Below are 17,723 nucleotides of genomic sequence, written 5' to 3' on the forward strand. Positions count from 1 at the left end.
AGGTACGCGCCGACCGACTTCGCGATCTTCGCCAGACGCTCGAAGTCGATCTTCAGCGCGAATGCCGATGCACCCGCAACGATCAGCTTCGGCTTGTGTTCCTGCGCGAGCTTCTCGGCTGCGTCGTAGTCGATGTCTTCGTTTTCGTTCAGGCCGTAGCTGACGACGTTGAACCACTTGCCCGACATGTTCACCGGCGAGCCGTGCGTCAGGTGGCCACCATGCGCGAGGCTCATGCCCATGATCGTATCGCCCGGCTTGAGCATCGCGAAGAACACGCCCTGGTTCGCCTGCGAACCCGAGTTCGGCTGCACGTTCGCGCTTTCCGCGCCGAACAGCTGCTTCACGCGGTCGATCGCCAGCTGCTCGACCACGTCGACGTACTCACAGCCGCCGTAGTAGCGCTTGCCCGGATAACCTTCCGCGTATTTGTTCGTGAGCTGCGAACCCTGCGCGGCCATCACGGCCGGGCTCGTGTAGTTTTCCGACGCGATCAGCTCGATGTGATCTTCCTGGCGGCGGTTTTCCTGCTCGATCGCCGCAAAGATTTCGGGATCGACGTTCGCGATGGTGCTTTGGGCTCTGTCAAACATACGGTTTCCGTTAAGTGTGTACAGGTTGACCGAGGCGGCCGAGTACATTGCGCTGCTGGCGGAACCAGCTCGACGTGGCGGAAGAATCCGTATGACGCGAGACAGGACAGCCACCGGCGATGCACGCAACGGCGCACAACGGCTGCCCAGGCGAACGGCAAAAACGGCGCCCCGCGCTTCACGGTGGGATGCTCCACCTTGAACCCGAAGGGTTCTATCGCCAGTCACGCAGGGGTGATGAGCGCGTTAGTGTATTGGATGCGTCATGAATAGGCAACCGCGCGGCAGCCGCCCCGAAACAATAAGGGCCAGACTCTACGCACCCGTACCGACGCGCTTTGGTGCCTTGCCGCGGTGCGGCAATCTCAGTAGGCTTGCGGGATACCATCCGCTACTTTGTTACCGACCAGGAGCAGCAATGATCGTGTTCGTCACAGGCGCGTCCGCCGGCTTCGGCGCCGCCATCGCCCGAGCCTTCGTCAAGGGCGGCCATCGCGTCGTCGCAACCGCGCGCCGCAAGGATCGTCTCGATGCGCTCGCGGCCGAACTCGGCGACGCGCTGCTGCCGCTCGAGCTAGACGTGCGCGACCGCGCCGCCGTCGAAGCCGTGCCGGCCGCCCTTCCCGCCGAATTCGCGGCGCTCGACGTGCTCGTCAACAACGCCGGCCTCGCGCTCGGTGTCGAGCCTGCTCACAAAGCCAGCCTCGACGAGTGGCAGACCATGATCGACACGAACTGCTCGGGTCTCGTAACCGTCACGCACGCGTTGCTGCCCGGAATGATCGCGCGCGGCCGCGGCCACATCTTCAACCTCGGTTCGGTGGCCGGCACCTATCCGTATCCGGGCGGGAACGTATACGGCGCAACCAAGGCTTTCGTCAGACAATTTAGTCTGAACCTGCGCGCCGACCTGATCGGCACGCCGTTGCGCGTAACCGACATCGAGCCGGGCCTGTGCGGCGGCACGGAATTCTCGAACGTTCGCTTCCGCGGCGACGATGCGAAGGCAGCGAACGTCTACCAGAACGTCCAGCCGCTCACGGCCGAGGACATCGCCGACACGATCTACTGGATCGCGACGCGCCCCGCGCACGTCAACATCAACACGATCGAGATGATGCCGGTCGCCCAGGCCCCGGCCGGCCTCACGATCCATCGCGGCTGACACGGCCGGCGCAGCCGCGGGCCCGCCTCCGGCCGGCTTGCGGTGTGCTACGGCGTACTACATTCCGTTACGAATCGGTTACGAATCCGGCCTCGGCCTTCCGGTAGAATGCGCGCCATGACTCAGCCTACCCGCTCCCCGGACGCGCCTTCCGGCTTTACCTGGCCGGTACGCGTGTACTACGAGGACACCGACGCAGGCGGCATCGTCTTCTATGCCAACTACCTGAAATTCTTCGAGCGCGCCCGCACCGAATGGCTGCGCGCGTGCGGCATCGACCAGCGTCGGCTCGCCGACGACACGGGCGCGATCTTCATCGTCCGCGGCACGTCACTCGACTACCGCGCGCCGGCGCGACTCGACGACGCGCTGACGATCACGAGCCGGCCCGGACGCATCGGCCGCGCATCGGTGGAATTCACGCAGGAAGCCTGGCGTGGCGACACGCTGCTCGTCGCCGGCCACATCCGCCTCGGCTGCGTCGACCAGATCGGCATCCGGCCCGCGGCGATCCCGCCGGTCGTGCTCGACGCGCTGCAACGCGGGCCCGTCATCGACGCCGGGCAGACTGTATTGTCAACGAAGCTCGGATGAGCACCGTTTAGACAAAGCCTATGAACTTGCCTTCCTGAATCGATACTAAGCAAGGTTCGGCGCCAGGCCTGGCCGGCGCGCCGCGCCGCACGCATACCGTGCGCTCTCGCCGGGCACCCCTCGCCGGGCGCCCCCGAAGGGACGTTACTCAAACCTCTATGAATACTTCTCAAGACCTGTCGATCATTTCCCTCGTCCTCAACGCGAGCGTGCTGGCCCAGGCCGTGATGGGGCTGTTGCTGCTGCTGTCGCTGATGTCGTGGACCTTCATCTTCCGCAAGTGGTTCGCGATCCGCCGCGCACGCGCGCAGACCGAACGCTTCGAACGGGATTTCTGGTCGGGCGGCGACCTGCAGGCGCTGTATCAGAGCGCGGCCAACAACCGTCACACGATCGGCGCGCTCGAGCGGATCTTCGAATCGGGGATGCGTGAATTCCTGAAGGCGAAGGAAAAGCGCATCAGCGACCCGGGCCTCGTGCTCGACGGGGCGCGCCGCGCGATGCGCGCTTCGTTCCAGCGCGAAATGGACGTGCTCGAGGCGAACCTCGCGTTCCTCGCGTCGGTCGGTTCGGTCAGCCCGTACATCGGTCTGTTCGGCACCGTCTGGGGGATCATGAACTCGTTCCGCGGCCTGGCGAACGTGCAGCAGGCGACGCTCGCGAACGTCGCACCTGGCATCGCCGAGGCACTCGTCGCCACCGCGATCGGCCTGTTCGCCGCGATTCCGGCGGTGGTCGCGTACAACCGCTACGCGCACGACATCGACCGCCTCGCGATCCGCTTCGAGACCTTCATCGAAGAGTTCTCGAACATCCTGCAGCGTCAGGCCCAGTAAGGAGCGCGCCATGGCAGGAAGTCCCATTCGATCCAGCATGCGCGGCGGCCGCTCGCGCCGCGCGATGGCCGACATCAACGTCGTGCCGTACATCGACGTGATGCTGGTGCTGCTCGTGATCTTCATGGTCACGGCACCGCTCGTCGCCCCGTCGATCATCAATCTGCCGACCGTCGGCAATGCAGCGCCCCAGGAACAGACGCCGCCCGTCGTCGTCAACATCAAGGCCGACCGCACGATGAGCGTCAAGTACAAGGGCGACTCCGGCGCGACGCAGGAAGACACGATGACCAAGGCCGAACTCGACAGCTTCATCTCGGCCCGGCAGGCCGATCACCCCGACCAGCCGGTCGTGATCGCGGCCGACAAGACCGTGCAGTACGATGCAGTCATGACCGTGATGTCGGACCTGAAGGCGCGCGGCGTCAAGCGCGTCGGCCTCCTCGTCAAATCGCAATGAACCGGCAGCAATCCACGCGCGGCAACGCCTACCCGTCTCAGCCCCCTCGCGAGCGCGGCACCTGGCGCGCGTTCGCGCTTGCCGCGCTGATGCACGTGCTGCTCGCGCTGTTCCTCTATCACGGCGTGCAGTGGCAGAACAGCACGCCGGCCGGCGCCGAAGCCGAGCTGTGGACCGAAGTGCCCGACGTCCCCGCGCCGCGGCCCGTCGTCACGCCCACGCCGCCCGCGAAGCTCGCACCGCCCCCTCCCCCGGTCCGGGACGAGCAGGCGGACATCGCGCTGCAGCAGAAGAAACGGCAGCAGGAAGCGGCCGCGCGCGAAGCGCTGCTCGAGCAGCAGCGCCGCGCGCAGCAACTGAAGGCCCAGCAAGACGAAACCCGACGCGAGCAGCTCGCGGCCCAGCAGGCTGCCGCGCTCGCCGCGCAGAAGGCCGCCGAGCGCGAAAAGCAGAAGCAGGCGGACAAGCTCAAGCAACAACAGCTCGTGGAGCAGCAGAAGCTCGAACAGCAGAAACTCCAGCAGCAGAGACTGCAGCAACAGAAGCAGGCGCAGCTGGAAGCGCAGCAGGCGGCGAAGGCCAAGGCCGACGCGGCCGCAAAGGCCAAGGCGGAAGCCCAGGCCAAGGCGAAGGCGGAAGCGACGGCGCGCGCGAAGGCCGACGCGGCGGCGAAGGCGAAGCTCGACCATGAGCGCAGCGCGCGCCTCGCGCAGATGCAGGGCATGTCCGGCGCCGGTGAAGGCGGCGGCGAGGGCCTAGCGAAAAGCGGCACCGGCACGGGCTCCGGCGGCAACGCCGCATCGCCCGGCTATCCGGACAAGGTGCGTCGCCGCGTGAAGCCGAACATCGTCTGGGGCGGCGAGCGCGCGGGTCTGACGACCGTCGTCGCGATCCGCTGCACGCCGTCGGGCGACGTGATGAGCGTTTCGATCCGCCGTTCGAGCGGAAATTCGGGGTGGGATCAAGCCGTGGTCAATGCGATCCAGGCGTCGGTCCCATTGCCGCCCGATTCTAACGGCCGTACCCCGTCCGACATTACGATTACCTTCAAGGCGGCGGAGTGATCGCAAATGCGCTTACACTCCGTGCGTCGCTGCCGGACGGGAACGAATCGGGTATTTTTACTGTCTCTGCGGTTGCGCAGCGATCCAAGTCACATGGGAAGCAGAAGCATGAGTTTGATGACGAAACTAGGTTTCAGGGCACTCGTGGCCTCTTGTCTGATTGCGGCCGGCGGCGCCGCTAACGCGCAGGTCAACGTGGTAATCACCGGCGTCGGTTCGACCCAGTTCCCCATCGCCACCGCGAACTTCGCGAACGAGCCAGGCCTGCCGCAACAGGTCACGTCGATCGTCCGCGCCGACCTCGCCCGTAGCGGCAAATTCACCAATATCGATGCGGGCAGCACGCCCGTGCCCGAAACCGCGTCGGTCGATCTCGGTGCATGGAAGGCCAAGGGCGCGAACGCGTTCGTCGCCGGCAGCGTGAACCGCGAAGCCAACGGCCAGTACAAGGTGAACTTCATCCTGTACGACACCGTGAAGCAGCAAAGCCTCGGCGGCCTGTCGCTGACGGCAACCGACAACACGCTGCGCACGGCCGGCCACAAGATTGCCGACTACATCTACCAGAAGCTGCTCGGCGTGCGCGGCGTGTTCGCCACGCGCCTGTCGTACGTGATCAAGACGGGCAACCGCTACCAGCTGCAGATCTCGGATTCGGACGGCCAGAACGCGCGCATCGCGCTGTCGAGCACCGAGCCGATCATCTCGCCGGCGTGGTCGCCGAGCGGGACGAAGGTCGCGTACGTGTCGTTCGAGCGCAAGAAGCCGATCGTCTACATCCATGACCTGCCGACCGGCCGCCGCTACATGGTCTCGGACCAGAAGGGCAACAACAGCGCGCCGGCGTGGTCGCCGGACAGCAACACGCTGGCCGTTGCTCTGTCGCTGACGGGCAATACGCAAATCTATACGGTCAACGCAAACGGCGGCGGTCTGCGCCGGCTCACGCAGAGCAGCTCGATCGATACCGAGCCGTTCTACTCGCCGGACGGCCGCTGGATCTATTTCACGAGCGATCGCGGCGGTGCGCCGCAGATCTACCGGATGCCCGCGCAAGGCGAAAGCGCCGGCTCGGCACAACGCGTGACCTTCACCGGCAGCTACAACACCAGCCCGCGCGTCAGCCCGGACGGCAAGCTGCTCGCCTACATCTCCCGCACGGGTGGGGGGTTCAAGCTGTACGTTCAGGATCTGCAAACCGGCGCGGCGAACGCCATCACGAATACCAATCGCGACGAATCGCCGAGCTTCGCGGCAAACGGCCAGTACCTTCTCTACGCTACCCAGTCGGGTGGTCGCAACGTGCTGGCAGCAGTGCCCTCCGACGGCAGCGCGCCGCCGCAGATCCTGACCGTCCAGGGCGGCTCCGTTCGTGAGCCGTCGTGGGGGCCCTTCATGCAATGACCACAAGGAGAGTAACCATGATGTCGAATAAAGCTCGTCTGGCCTTGGCCGTGATGATGATCAGCGCGCTCGCAGCGTGTAAGTCGGGCGTGAAGCTCGACGACAAGGCCAACGCAGGTGCGATGAGCACGCAGCCGAGCGCCGACAACGTCGCGCAAGTGAACGTCGATCCGCTGAACGACCCGAACAGCCCGCTCGCAAAGCGCAGCATCTACTTCGACTTCGACAGCTATTCGGTGAAGGACGAGTACCAGCCGCTGATGCAGCAACACGCTCAGTACCTGAAGAGCCACCCGCAGCGTCACGTGCTGATCCAGGGCAACACCGACGAGCGCGGCACGAGTGAGTACAATCTCGCGCTGGGCCAGAAGCGTGCGGAAGCTGTCCGCCGCGCAATGGCACTGCTCGGCGTGAACGACTCGCAGATGGAAGCCGTGAGCCTCGGCAAGGAAAAGCCGCAAGCATCGGGTCACGACGAAGCATCGTGGGCGCAGAACCGTCGCGCCGACCTCGTCTACCAACAGTAAGTAACGGAAGAGTTGCCGTATGACGCACCGTGAATCCTGGCTGCGCATGGCCGCAGCATTTTGCGTCGTCGGCGCGGCCTGGTCGGCCGCGCCGGCGCACGCCGGCATGTTCGACGACAACGAGGCGCGCCGCGCCGTGCTCGATCTGCGCAGCAAGAGCGACAACCTGTCCAGCCAGTTGTCGGCCGCCCAGCGTACGATCCTCGATCAATCCGGCCGTATCGACCAGCTGAACCAGCAGGTCGCGACGCTGCGCGGCGAGAACGAGGACCTGACGAACCGGCTGACAACGCTCGAACGGCAGCAGAAGGAGTACTACCAGGATCTCGACACGCGGCTCAAGAAGTTCGAGCCGCAACAGGCGACGATCGATGGTGTCGAAGGCACCGTGCAGCCGGGTGAAACGGATGCGCTCAGCGCGGCGCAGCAGCAATTCCGCAACGGCAACTTCAAGGCTGCCGCGGCCTCGTTCCGCAGCTTCATCGCGAAGTATCCGCAGAGCCCGTACCAGCCGACCGCGCAGTATTGGCTCGGCAATGCGCAATACGCGCTGCGCGACTACCGCGGCTCGACCGCGACGTGGCAAGCGATCGTGAGCAAGTATCCGCAGCATCCGCGCGCGGCCGACGCGCTCGTCGCGATCGGGACGAACCAACTCGAGCAAGGCCAGAAGGCGGCCGCGAAGAAGACGTTCGAGCAGGTCGTGTCGCAGTACGCCGGATCGAACGCTGCGCAGACGGCGCAGGGCAAGATCGAGAGCATCAAGTAAATTACCGCGTCGAATTGTTGACAGGCCCGCGATTCGCCGATATAATTTTTTGCTCTTTAGGTCTCTGCGAGAGTTGTGAGCGCAACGGGCTAACAGGTTTCAAGAACGTGGGGTGGTAACTCAGTTGGTTAGAGTATCTGACTTTTAATCAGAGAGTCGAGGGTTCGAGTCCCTCCCACCCTACCAACTATCTTTGATAGTGCAATTAAAGCCTCCCAAGTGGAGGCTTTTTTGCGTCTGCCTCCCGCAGTGTTGCGCTCGTCATCTCGATGACGAGCGCGCTTCCAGTCTTACGTGCCCCGCCGCGCGCGCCGCCAGCGTCCCGGCGTCGTGCCGAGCACCGCGCGAAACGCCTTGCCGAACGCCGCCTCTGACTGGTAACCGACCGCCTGCCCGATCTCCGCCTGGCCGCGCTGCGTGTCCTGCAGCAGCGCGCATGCATGCATCATCCGGATCTGCGCGACGAACGCGCCGACGCTCATCCCGGCCTTCTCGCGGAAATGCCGCGCATAGGTCGCACGCGACATCGCGGACGCCGCGCCGAGCGCTTCGACCGTCCACGGTTGCGCCGGCGCCTGCAGCACAGCCTGAACCGACGGGCCGAGCCGCGCGTCGGCAGCCAGCGCGAGCCAGCCGGCCGGCACGCGCGCATCGCGGCCATACGCGCGCAACGCGTAGGCGAGCAGCGCCTGTCCGAGCGCGTTCACGATCGCGCGCGCACCCGGCTGCGCATTCGATGCCTCGGCACGCAGCACGCTCGTCAGCAGTTGCAGCGACGCGGGCCCTGACGCCTCGCGCAGCCCGACGTGCAGCACGCGCGGTAACGTACGGATCAGCAATTCACCGGCACCGCGTGCATAAATGAAGCGCCCGCAGAGCAGGTCGACGCTTGCATCGGCCGGGGCCACGGGATCGCGATTCGACTTGACCGGCAGCACCGCGCCGCCGGCCGCGCCCGGTTCGCGCAGCGACACGACCGACCGCGCGCCGCCCCCTTCGACATCGGACAAATCGTGCGCGTCGCCCGCCGGCAGCAGCACGAAGTCGCCGTCGGCCAGCCGCAGCGTGCGCCCGTCGGCCGTGCGCAGCCGGCACGTTCCGGACAGCAGCAGGTGAAACGCCGCCTCGCCGGGCGGCAACCGATCATGCGGCATCGCGAACGGGCCGTCGAGCAGGCAGCGCACGTCGAGCTCGACATGGCTGCGGCCCAGCGACAACAATTGACTCAACGCGTCCATAAGACGTTTGCGCTAAAAATTGACACTCTAGCGTATCGAAACCCTCAGCGCGAACGCTCAGAATAAGTCCTGCATCGACCGAGATCGCGGCATCCGCCGCCCGACCCACCTCTTCTCGAAAGGACGCATCATGCTGAACTGGAACGAATACCGAAAGGAACTCCCGAAGCGCATCGGCGAAATCGCCAAGCTGTCGCCCGACACGCTGGCCGGTTACCAGGCGCTGGCCGGCGCCGGTGCCAAGACGGGTCATCTCGACGCGAAGACGCGCGAACTGATCGCGCTCGCGGTGGCCGTCACGACGCGCTGCGACGGCTGTATCGCAGTGCATACGGCCGAAGCCGCGAAGCATGGTGCGACCAAGGAGGAAGTGGCCGAAGCACTCGGCGTCGCGATCGCACTGAATGCGGGCGCGGCGCTCGTCTATTCGGCCCGCGTGATGGACGCGCTCGGCGAGTGACGCGCGCATGAAGGGTGCGGCGCCCGCCGCATCCTTCACTGACGATCGCCGGCACCGACGGCCAGCCGGCGCACGCGCCGCGGTCGCGCACGCCGGCGCCGCGAAGTCGGCTACCATGCGCGAGAAGGTTCATCGCGAAGGAGCGCTCCATGTGCCGCTGGCTCGCCTATACGGGTAATCCGATCCATCTCGAGACCGTGTTGTTTCGCGCGAAGCATTCACTGATCGACCAGAGCCTGCATTCGGAGCTGGGCGCCACGACCACCAACGGCGACGGATTCGGCATCGGCTGGTACGGCCACCCCGAAGAACTGCCGTTCCGCTATCGCTCCGTGCATCCCGCGTGGAACGACCGCAACCTGCGCGAAGCCGCGCGCGCGATTCGCTCGCGTATGTTCATCGCGCACATCCGCGCGGCGACCGATACGCCCGTCCAGGAAACCAACTGCCACCCGTTCCGCCACGGCCGCTGGCTGTTCGCGCACAACGGACTGATCCGCGATTTCCACAAGATGCGCCGCGACCTGACGATGAAGGTCGACCCGGCCCTGTTCCCGACGCTAGAAGGGACGACCGACTCCGAGCTGATGTTCCGTCTCGCGCTGACCTACGGCCTCGAGCAGATGCCGCTGCCGGCGCTCGAGCGGATGGTCGGCATGGTCGAGGAAACCGCGGCGCGATATCGCGTCGCCGAGCCGCTCAACATGACGATCTGCGCGACGGACGGTGACCGGATCATCGCGGTGCGCTACTCGAGCGAACGGCAATCGCGCTCACTGTTCCACAGCACGTCGTTCAAGCACCTGCACGAACTCTATCCGCACAATCCGCGGATCGCGGAAGCGGGCGACGACGCGTTCATGGTCGTGTCGGAGCCGCTCGTCGACTTGCGCGGCGCATGGGAGGAAGTACCCGAAAGCACGGCGATCGTCGCGCATGGCGCCGATGTGCAGCAGCGGCCGTTCAATCCGCGGCACAAGTAGGTCTCGTTGCGTGCGCATCGAACGCGCATGCGTTGCCGGAACCTCGCAAGCGCCCGCGATGGAACGCGCCCGCATCGGCCGCCACGGCATCAGGCAAATCGCAGGGCTATCCGTCAGGCCCGATTGCCTCACCTCCGCACTCGGGTTATAAACGTCCGACCGTGTGGAACCGAAGGCTTCCATCTCCGCGCCACTGCGCTCGCCCAACCGAGACAACCCATGCTCGATCTCGCCACCGCCCAGCAATTCCTGATGACCCGCGGCCTCGACTTCGGCCTCAACCTCCTCGCCGCGATCGCATTGTGGTTCGTCGGCCGCTGGGCGATCCGCATCAGCACCCGCCTGCTCGGCAAGGTCGTGCGCCGCAGCGGCAAGGTCGACCCGACGCTCACCGACTACCTGACCTCGGTGGTCAGCGTGCTGCTGACGATCCTGCTGATCCTCGCGATCCTGCAGATCTTCGGCGTGCAGACCACATCGTTCGCCGCGCTGCTCGCCGGCCTCGGCCTCGCGATCGGCACTGCCTGGGGTGGCCTGCTCGCCCACTTCGCCGCCGGCGTATTCATGCAGGTGCTGCGCCCGTTCAAGATCGGCGACGTGATCAGCGCGGGCGGCGTCACGGGCACGGTGAAGGAACTCGGCCTGTTCGGCACGACGATCGTCACCGCCGACAACATCGTGACGATCGTCGGCAACAACAAGATCTTCTCGGACAACATCGCGAACTACAGCGCGACGCCGCATCGCCGCGTCGACCTGACCGCGAAGATCGCGAACGGCGTCGACGCGGTCGATGCGATCGACCGCCTGAAGACGCAAATCCAGTTAATCCCGAACGTGATGAAAGTGCCGGCGCCGGACGTCGGCGTGCTGCAGTTCACGCCGGAAGGCCCGCTGCTGTTCGTGCGCCCGTCCACGCAGCCGGAGAACTACTGGCAGGTGTACTGCGATACCAACCGCGTGATCCTCGAGACGTTCCGCGACGCGCAATACCCGACTCCCGAAACGCCGATCTCGCATCGCACTACCTGACGGGACGGTGCCCCCATCGGTTCGCCGGATTCTGACTCATTCGGTCAGCCTCACGCAGGCGAATCGTCCTATACCGAACATCTGCAACCAGCCGGCCGGACCGCACGGACGAAAAAAAAGCGTGGCAGCTCACGGCTGCCACGCTTTTTTATTGCGAAGAAGCGAAAACGCGCGGGCTCAGTGCCCGCCCGTGTTCTGCGGGCCGCCCGAATGCCGCCCGCGCACCAGCTTCCACAGCGCGCCGAGCGCGACCGGCACGATCGCCGCGCCGATCCCCACCAGCACGATCACGTTCAGGTACTGGCGGATGAACGGGATATTCCCGAAGAAGTAGCCGAGCAGCACCAGCAACAGCACCCAGACCAGCGCGCCGATCACGTTGAACAACTGGAAGCGCGCGAAGCTCATCAAGGATGCCCCGGCAACGAACGGCGCGAAGGTGCGCACGACCGGAATGAAGCGCGCCAGCACGATCGTCTTGCCGCCGTGCTTGTCGTAGAACGAGTGGGTCTTTTCCAGCGCCGCGCGATCGAGGAAGCGCTCGAGCACCGGGATATGCGTATTGAACACCTTCGGCCCGACCCAGCGGCCGATCACGTAGTTCACGGTATTGCCGGTAATCGCCGCGACCAGCAGCAGCACGATCAGCGCGGCGACGTTCATGTCGCCCGTCGCCGCGAACGCGCCGCCGATGAACAGCAGCGAATCGCCCGGCAGGAACGGCAACACGACAAGCCCCGTCTCGCAGAACACGATCAGGAACAGCACCAGATACACCCACGCGCCGTACTGCCGGATGAAGTCGCCTAGGAATGCGTCGATATGCAGGACCAGGTTGACGAAATGAAGCAGCGTATCCAAATGCGATTCCTCGAAGGCGAAAGGGCCGGAACGGCCGAAAAAGCGGAAGTGCCCGCCGGACAAGGCGGCGCGCGGAATGGGGTCATCATACCGAAACTACCTTAAGGCTCCGTGAAAAAACGTAACCGATCGCGGCTCCGGCACGCCGCCGCGGCCTCGCTATAATTCGGCCATGTCCGAAATCACCGAAACGGCCGCGGGCGCCGCCCCCGTCCCCGCTCCGCGCCCGCTGCGCGCGATCCAGCCCCTGCCCGACCAGCTGATCAGCCAGATCGCCGCCGGCGAGGTCGTCGAACGCCCCGCGTCGGTCGTCAAGGAGCTGCTCGAGAACGCGATGGACGCCGGCGCGGCGACGCTGCGCATCGTGCTCGAGGAAGGCGGCGTCAAGCGCATCTCGATCACCGACGACGGCTGCGGGATTCCGCCCGACGAACTGCCGCTCGCGCTGATGCGCCACGCGACGAGCAAGATCCGCTCGCTCGAGGAGCTCGAGGCGGTCGCGACGCTCGGGTTCCGCGGCGAAGCGCTCGCGTCGATCGCGTCGGTCGCCGAGATGTCGATCACGAGCCGCACGGCCGAGGTCGCGCATGCGACGAAGATCGACGCGACCACGGGCGCGCTGTCGCCGGCCGCCGGCGCGGTCGGCACGACGATCGAGGTGCGCGAGCTGTACTTCAACACGCCCGCGCGCCGCAAATTCCTGAAAAGCGAACAGACCGAGTTCGGCCACTGCCTCGAAATGATCCGCCGCGCGGCGCTCGCGCGGCCGGACGTCGCGATCTCGGTACTGCACAACGGCAAGGCCGTCGAGCACTGGAACGCGACCGAGCCCGCACAGCGCGTCGCGAAGATCCTCGGCGACGGCTTCGCGACCGCGCACCTGCCGCTCGACGAGCAGGCCGGGCCGCTCGCCGTCTACGGCTGCGCGGGCCTGCCGACCGCGAGCCGCGGCCGCGCCGACCAGCAATACTTCTTCGTCAACGGCCGCTTCGTGCGCGACAAGCTGCTCACGCACGCGGTGCGCGCGGCGTACGAGGACGTCCTCCACGGCGACCGTTACCCGTCGTACGTGCTGTTCCTCGACCTGCCGCCCGAAGCCGTCGACGTGAACGTGCACCCGTCGAAGATCGAGGTGCGATTCCGCGATTCGCGCTCGATCCACCAGTACGTCTTCCACGCGGTGCAGCGCGCACTCGCGCGCCATGCCGGCGCGTCGCCGGAAACCACCGCGGGTGGCCATGCCGCGCAACTCTCGCCGGCGCCGAGCGGCCCCGCGTCGTTCCTGAATACGCCGCTCGGCCAGGGCGCGGCCTCCGGCACGGGCAGCAGCGGTTTCTCGTCGCCGTCGTCGCCATCGTCTTCATCGGGCAACACGTGGATGCGTCAGGCACGCATGACGCAGGGCACGCTGCCGGTCGCGCAACCGCTCGCGCTCTACGACGCACTGTTCGGCCGCAAAGACACGGGTGCGGGCACGCCGGACGGCACGACGATCGGCGCGCGCGATGCGGCGGATGCACCAGTCGCGCCACTGTCGGGTTTCACCGCGCCCCCGCTCGCTGCCGGCGCGCACGACGAGCAGCCGCTCGGCTTCGCGCTTGGCCAGATCCACGGGATCTACGTACTCGCGCAGAACGCACACGGCCTCGTGATCGTCGACATGCACGCGGCACACGAACGGATCCTGTACGAACAGTTCAAGAACGCGCTCGCCGACCGCACGGTCGCCGTGCAGTCGCTGCTGCTGCCGATATCGATGACGGCAACGCCGGTCGAGATCGGCACGGTCGAGGAAGAACGCGATACGCTCGAATCGCTCGGCTTCGACCTCGCGGTGCTGTCGCCGACGACGCTCGCGATCCGCGCGGTGCCCGCGCTGCTGAAGGATGCGGACCTGCAGGCGCTCGCGCGCGCGGTGCTCGCCGACCTGCACGCGTTCGGCGGTTCGCGCGTGCTCACCGAGCGTCAGCACGAACTGCTCGGCACGCTTGCGTGTCACCACGCGGTGCGCGCAAACCGGCGCCTGACGCTCGACGAGATGAACGCGCTGCTGCGCCAGATGGAAGCGACCGAACGCGCGGACCAGTGCAATCACGGCCGGCCGACGTGGTATCAGCTCACGCTGAACGATCTCGACCGCCTCTTCATGCGCGGGCAATGAGCGCTTCACCGCAGTCCCGTCCAACGACGATCGCCTGCTTGCTCGGCCCCACTGCGTCGGGCAAGACGGCCGCCGCGCTGGCGCTCGCCGCGCGCCGTCCGATCGAGATCGTCAGCGTCGATTCGGCGCTCGTCTACCGCGACATGGATATCGGCACCGCGAAACCGACGCGCGACGAGCGCGCGAGCGTGCCGCACCATCTGATCGACATCATCGACCCGGCCGATGCGTATTCGGCGGCCGAGTTCCGCGCGGACGCGCTGCGCCTGATCGGCGAGATCACCGCGCGCGGCCGCACGCCGCTGCTCGCGGGCGGCACGATGCTGTACTACAAGGCGCTCACGCAGGGCCTCAACGACCTGCCGACCGCCGATCCGGCCGTGCGCGCGGCGCTCGACGCCGACGCCGCGCGCGACGGCTGGCCCGCGCTCCACGCGCGGCTCGCGCAGGTCGATCCCGCGACGGCCGCGCGGCTCGCACCGAACGATTCGCAGCGGATCCAGCGCGCGCTCGAAGTGTTCCTGCTGAGCGGGCAACCGATGTCGGTGCTGCTCGCCGCACCGCGGCGCGCGGACGACGCGGCCGCCGCCTACCGCTTCGTGCCGGTCGCGCTCGAACCGTCGGACCGCGCGGTGCTGCACGCGCGCATCGCGCAACGCTTCGACGCGATGCTCGATGCGGGCTTCATCGACGAGGTCGAACGGCTGCGCCGCCGCGAGGAGCTGCATCTCGGCCTGCCGTCGATGCGCTGCGTCGGCTATCGGCAGGCATGGGAATTCCTCGACGGCGACACCGACTACCGGACCATGCGCGACAAAGGCATCTTCGCGACCCGCCAGCTGTGCAAACGGCAGATCACGTGGTTACGCGCGATGCCCGAGCGGATCGTCGTCGACTGCGTCGCGCCGGATTCGACCGACCGTGCGGTTGATGCGCTCGAGCGCGTGCTGGACAGCCGTATCGAGGATCAATAACGGGGCCTGATTGACTCGCATCGATCCTGCTTGCGTGTGATGGCCATGCCCCGCTCAATGCGCAAGCGCCACGAGATTCGCGTCCCGCGCGAGCTGCCAGCGGCCATCCGACTTGCGGAAGATCGTCAGTGTGTGGCCGGAGCGGCGCACGGTGTCGCCGCCCGGCGGCGTCACGTCGATCTCGAGGAAATTGCGCATGTATGCCCAGTTGCCCATCACGCGCAGTTCGTCGATCCGGTAACGGCCGTCGACTGTCGGCCCGTTGCCCGCCGCAGCGTTCGCGTCGCGCAACGCGGCCGCGAACGCTGCCTTGTCGAACGGCGGCTTGCCGGCCACCATGAAAATCGCGTCGTCGGCGATCAGGTCGAGCACGGTCGCCAGATCGCCGCGCCGGCTCGACACGAACCAGGTTTCCACCAGATCGCGAATCGCGTGTTCGTCTTCGGTCATCGTCGTTCCTCCTTCGGCGCGGCGATACACCAGGCCACGCCAGAAAAAAAGCCGCCCGGATCGACTCCGGGCGGCTTTCCTTGCTGCATCCTGCGTGCGGTGCGTCAGACCACGACCGTCTGCGCCTCGCCTTCGCGGCTCGCACGCACGGTGCCGATCTTCCACACCTGTTCGCCGGCGGCCGTCAGGTCGGCGATCGCCGCGTCGGCATCGGCTGCCGAGACGATCACCGCCATGCCGATCCCGCAGTTGAACACGCGGTGCATTTCCGCGTCGGCGACGCCGCCGTGCTCCTGCAGCCACTTGAACAGCGGCGGCAGCGGCCATGCGTTCTGGTCGAGCTCGGCCGTGAGGCCTTCGCGCAGCACGCGCGGAATGTTTTCGACGAGGCCGCCACCAGTGATGTGGGCCATACCCTTCACCGACAGCTTCTGCATCAGCGCGAGCAGCGGCTTCACGTAGATGCGCGTGGGCGCCATCAGCGTGTCGGCCAGCGAGCGGCCGTGGAAATCGGCCGACAGGTCGGGATTCGCGCGCTCGATGATCTTGCGCACGAGCGAGAAGCCGTTCGAGTGGATGCCGCTCGACGCGAGGCCGAGCACCACGTCGCCTTCGGCGATCGTGCTGCCGTCGATGATCTTGCTCTTTTCGACCGCGCCGACCGCGAAACCGGCCAGGTCGTATTCGCCGTCCGGGTACATACCCGGCATTTCGGCCGTCTCACCGCCGATCAGCGCGCAGCCCGACAGTTCGCAGCCGTGCGCGATGCCCTTGACGACCGTGGCGGCCGTGTCGACGTCGAGCTTGCCGCACGCGAAGTAGTCGAGGAAGAACAGCGGCTCGGCACCCTGCACGAGGATGTCGTTCACGCTCATCGCCACCAGATCCTGGCCCACGGTATCGTGTTTGTTCAGATGAAAGGCCAGCTTGAGCTTGGTGCCCACGCCGTCGGTGCCCGACACGAGCACGGGTTCCTTGTACTTCTTCGGCACTTCGAACAGCGCGCCGAACCCGCCGATGCCGCCGAGCACGCCATCGCGCAGGGTTTTCTTCGCAAAAGGCTTGATCTTGTCGATGAGCGCGTCGCCCGCGTCGATGTCGACGCCTGCGTCGCGGTAGGACAGACCCTGAGCGTCAGGAGCGGATTTCGGAGGATTCATGGGGGAATGCGAGAAGGTCGGTAAAATGCGATTTTACCCGAAGCCGGCCCGTTGGCCGGAATTCCCAGCACCGAATCGTCAGGGATTGCATCTTGGTCGACACGTCCCCGTTTTCATCGCTACGCGAGCCGCGCCGGAAACCGCGCGCCGCCGTGCGTACGGCCGCGTGTGCAGGCGCCGGAGCAGTCCCCCGCGCGTGCCCGGCGTTCGGCACGCGTCTTATCAACCGACCCGCATTGTGACTGTTGTGTCCCGTCAACTGACGCTCGATCTCGGCACGCCGCCGCCCGCCACGTTCGACAACTTCATCATGAATGAGGAGAACGACGAGCTCATCTCGCGGCTCCAGAAGCTCGACCTCGCGCTTGCGGCGGGGCCCGTGCCGGACCGGTCGTTCTACATTTGGGGCGAGCCCGGCAGCGGCCGCACCCACCTGCTGCAGGCGCTCGTGAGCGATGCGTCGTACGGCTACGCGCGCTACCTGACGCCGCAGAGCCCGCTCGGCGCGTTCACGTTCGACCCGCGCATCGGCATCTACGCGATCGACGACTGCGACCGGATGAGCGACACGCAGCAGGTCGCGCTGTTCAACCTGTTCAACGAGGTCCGCGCGCACCCGTCGAGCGCGTTCGTCGCGGCGGGCCCCGCGGCGCCGCTCGCGCTCGACGTGCGCGAGGATCTGCGCACGCGCCTCGGCTGGGGGCTCGTGTTCCACCTGTCGCCGCCGTCCGACGCCGGCAAGATCGCCGTGCTGAAACTCGCGGCGAAGGAGCGCGGGATCGCGCTCACCGACGACATCGCCGCTTACCTCCTGACCCATTTCCGCCGCGACATGCCGAGCCTGATGGCGTTGCTCGACGCGCTCGACCGCTTCTCGCTCGAGCAGAAACGCGCCGTCACGCTGCCGCTGCTGCGCCGGATGCTGGCCCGCCCCGGCGACGACATCGCACCGCCGGGCACAGGCCCGAACCGCTTCGAGTAAAATGCCTTTC

The 17,723-nt window shown here is 66.5% G+C and carries 18 protein-coding genes, 1 tRNA gene, 1 pseudogene and 1 riboswitch; of the genes and pseudogenes, 15 read left to right on the forward strand and 5 right to left on the reverse strand.

Annotated features, from left to right (window positions below):
• Window positions 1–593, reverse strand: a pseudogene (gene glyA / locus DIE23_RS01445) (serine hydroxymethyltransferase); the annotation flags it as partial.
• A gap of 137 nt (window positions 594–730) precedes the next feature.
• Window positions 731–831, reverse strand: a riboswitch (ZMP/ZTP riboswitch).
• Window positions 832–1,011: 180 nt separating this feature from the next.
• Between glyA and DIE23_RS01455 the strand changes: the two are divergent.
• From DIE23_RS01455 to DIE23_RS01495, 9 genes are all read left to right on the forward strand, one after another.
• Complete coding sequence (locus tag DIE23_RS01455) at window positions 1,012–1,758, forward strand: SDR family NAD(P)-dependent oxidoreductase (RefSeq protein ID WP_124610482.1); 747 nt, start codon at window positions 1,012–1,014, stop codon at window positions 1,756–1,758.
• 108 nt (window positions 1,759–1,866) lie between these two features.
• Window positions 1,867–2,352, forward strand: coding sequence for a tol-pal system-associated acyl-CoA thioesterase (ybgC, locus tag DIE23_RS01460; protein ID WP_124610483.1), 486 nt, complete (start codon window positions 1,867–1,869; stop codon window positions 2,350–2,352).
• Window positions 2,353–2,510: 158 nt separating this feature from the next.
• On the forward strand, window positions 2,511–3,188 hold the full coding sequence (gene tolQ / locus DIE23_RS01465) for a protein TolQ (RefSeq protein WP_010091489.1): 678 nt from the start codon (window positions 2,511–2,513) through the stop codon (window positions 3,186–3,188).
• Between the two features lie 10 nt (window positions 3,189–3,198).
• Window positions 3,199–3,648 carry a protein TolR gene (gene tolR / locus DIE23_RS01470; RefSeq protein ID WP_006484943.1) on the forward strand — a complete coding sequence of 150 codons (450 nt, stop codon included), beginning with the start codon at window positions 3,199–3,201 and terminating at the stop codon, window positions 3,646–3,648.
• A complete protein-coding gene (gene tolA, locus DIE23_RS01475) occupies window positions 3,645–4,712 on the forward strand; it encodes a cell envelope integrity protein TolA (RefSeq protein ID WP_124610484.1) in 1,068 nt (355 codons plus the stop codon). Before tolR ends, tolA begins: the two co-directional genes overlap by 4 nt.
• A gap of 108 nt (window positions 4,713–4,820) precedes the next feature.
• Window positions 4,821–6,116 carry a Tol-Pal system beta propeller repeat protein TolB gene (gene tolB, locus DIE23_RS01480; RefSeq protein WP_124610485.1) on the forward strand — a complete coding sequence of 432 codons (1,296 nt, stop codon included), beginning with the start codon at window positions 4,821–4,823 and terminating at the stop codon, window positions 6,114–6,116.
• Window positions 6,117–6,133: 17 nt separating this feature from the next.
• Window positions 6,134–6,643 (forward strand): peptidoglycan-associated lipoprotein Pal, encoded by a 510-nt coding sequence (gene pal / locus DIE23_RS01485; protein WP_124610486.1) that lies wholly within the window; start codon window positions 6,134–6,136, stop codon window positions 6,641–6,643.
• A gap of 19 nt (window positions 6,644–6,662) precedes the next feature.
• Window positions 6,663–7,412, forward strand: coding sequence for a tol-pal system protein YbgF (gene ybgF, locus DIE23_RS01490; protein ID WP_124610487.1), 750 nt, complete (start codon window positions 6,663–6,665; stop codon window positions 7,410–7,412).
• Window positions 7,413–7,521: 109 nt separating this feature from the next.
• A tRNA-Lys gene (locus tag DIE23_RS01495) sits at window positions 7,522–7,598 on the forward strand.
• Window positions 7,599–7,702: 104 nt separating this feature from the next.
• Here the strand turns inward: DIE23_RS01495 and DIE23_RS01500 are convergent.
• Window positions 7,703–8,650 (reverse strand): AraC family transcriptional regulator, encoded by a 948-nt coding sequence (locus DIE23_RS01500; protein WP_124610488.1) that lies wholly within the window; start codon window positions 8,648–8,650, stop codon window positions 7,703–7,705.
• A 130-nt stretch (window positions 8,651–8,780) separates the two neighbouring features.
• On the opposite strand from DIE23_RS01500, the gene DIE23_RS01505 reads away from it, so the two are divergent.
• The 3 genes from DIE23_RS01505 to DIE23_RS01515 all read left to right on the forward strand — a co-directional run bounded on the left by DIE23_RS01505 (window position 8,781) and on the right by DIE23_RS01515 (window position 11,125).
• On the forward strand, window positions 8,781–9,110 hold the full coding sequence (locus tag DIE23_RS01505; protein WP_124610489.1) for a carboxymuconolactone decarboxylase family protein: 330 nt from the start codon (window positions 8,781–8,783) through the stop codon (window positions 9,108–9,110).
• Window positions 9,111–9,259: 149 nt separating this feature from the next.
• Window positions 9,260–10,093: a class II glutamine amidotransferase gene (locus tag DIE23_RS01510; protein WP_124610490.1), complete on the forward strand. Its 834-nt coding sequence runs from the start codon at window positions 9,260–9,262 to the stop codon at window positions 10,091–10,093.
• Window positions 10,094–10,312: 219 nt separating this feature from the next.
• Window positions 10,313–11,125 (forward strand): mechanosensitive ion channel family protein, encoded by an 813-nt coding sequence (locus tag DIE23_RS01515; protein WP_124610491.1) that lies wholly within the window; start codon window positions 10,313–10,315, stop codon window positions 11,123–11,125.
• 177 nt (window positions 11,126–11,302) lie between these two features.
• Here the strand turns inward: DIE23_RS01515 and DIE23_RS01520 are convergent, their stop codons facing one another.
• Entirely contained in the window at window positions 11,303–11,986 is a 684-nt protein-coding gene (locus tag DIE23_RS01520) for a DedA family protein (RefSeq protein WP_124610492.1), read from the reverse strand.
• Window positions 11,987–12,158: 172 nt separating this feature from the next.
• Between DIE23_RS01520 and mutL the strand changes: the two genes are divergently transcribed.
• Both mutL and miaA read left to right on the forward strand, forming a co-directional pair.
• Window positions 12,159–14,147 carry a DNA mismatch repair endonuclease MutL gene (gene mutL / locus DIE23_RS01525; RefSeq protein ID WP_124610493.1) on the forward strand — a complete coding sequence of 663 codons (1,989 nt, stop codon included), beginning with the start codon at window positions 12,159–12,161 and terminating at the stop codon, window positions 14,145–14,147.
• On the forward strand, window positions 14,144–15,121 hold the full coding sequence (miaA, locus tag DIE23_RS01530; protein WP_124610494.1) for a tRNA (adenosine(37)-N6)-dimethylallyltransferase MiaA: 978 nt from the start codon (window positions 14,144–14,146) through the stop codon (window positions 15,119–15,121). The genes mutL and miaA overlap by 4 nt, the downstream gene beginning before the upstream one ends.
• A 54-nt stretch (window positions 15,122–15,175) precedes the next feature.
• On the opposite strand, the gene DIE23_RS01535 is transcribed toward miaA, so the two are convergent.
• Window positions 15,176–15,571: an SgcJ/EcaC family oxidoreductase gene (locus DIE23_RS01535; RefSeq protein WP_124610495.1), complete on the reverse strand. Its 396-nt coding sequence runs from the start codon at window positions 15,569–15,571 to the stop codon at window positions 15,176–15,178.
• Between the two features lie 104 nt (window positions 15,572–15,675).
• Entirely contained in the window at window positions 15,676–16,731 is a 1,056-nt protein-coding gene (gene purM / locus DIE23_RS01540) for a phosphoribosylformylglycinamidine cyclo-ligase (protein ID WP_057926698.1), read from the reverse strand.
• 247 nt (window positions 16,732–16,978) lie between these two features.
• On the opposite strand from purM, the gene hda reads away from it, so the two are divergent.
• Window positions 16,979–17,713: a DnaA regulatory inactivator Hda gene (gene hda / locus DIE23_RS01545; RefSeq protein ID WP_006760485.1), complete on the forward strand. Its 735-nt coding sequence runs from the start codon at window positions 16,979–16,981 to the stop codon at window positions 17,711–17,713.
• The last annotated feature ends 10 nt before the right edge of the window (window positions 17,714–17,723 follow it).

It is taken from the genome of Burkholderia sp. Bp9143 (assembly GCF_003853645.1).
GTDB lineage: Bacteria > Pseudomonadota > Gammaproteobacteria > Burkholderiales > Burkholderiaceae > Burkholderia.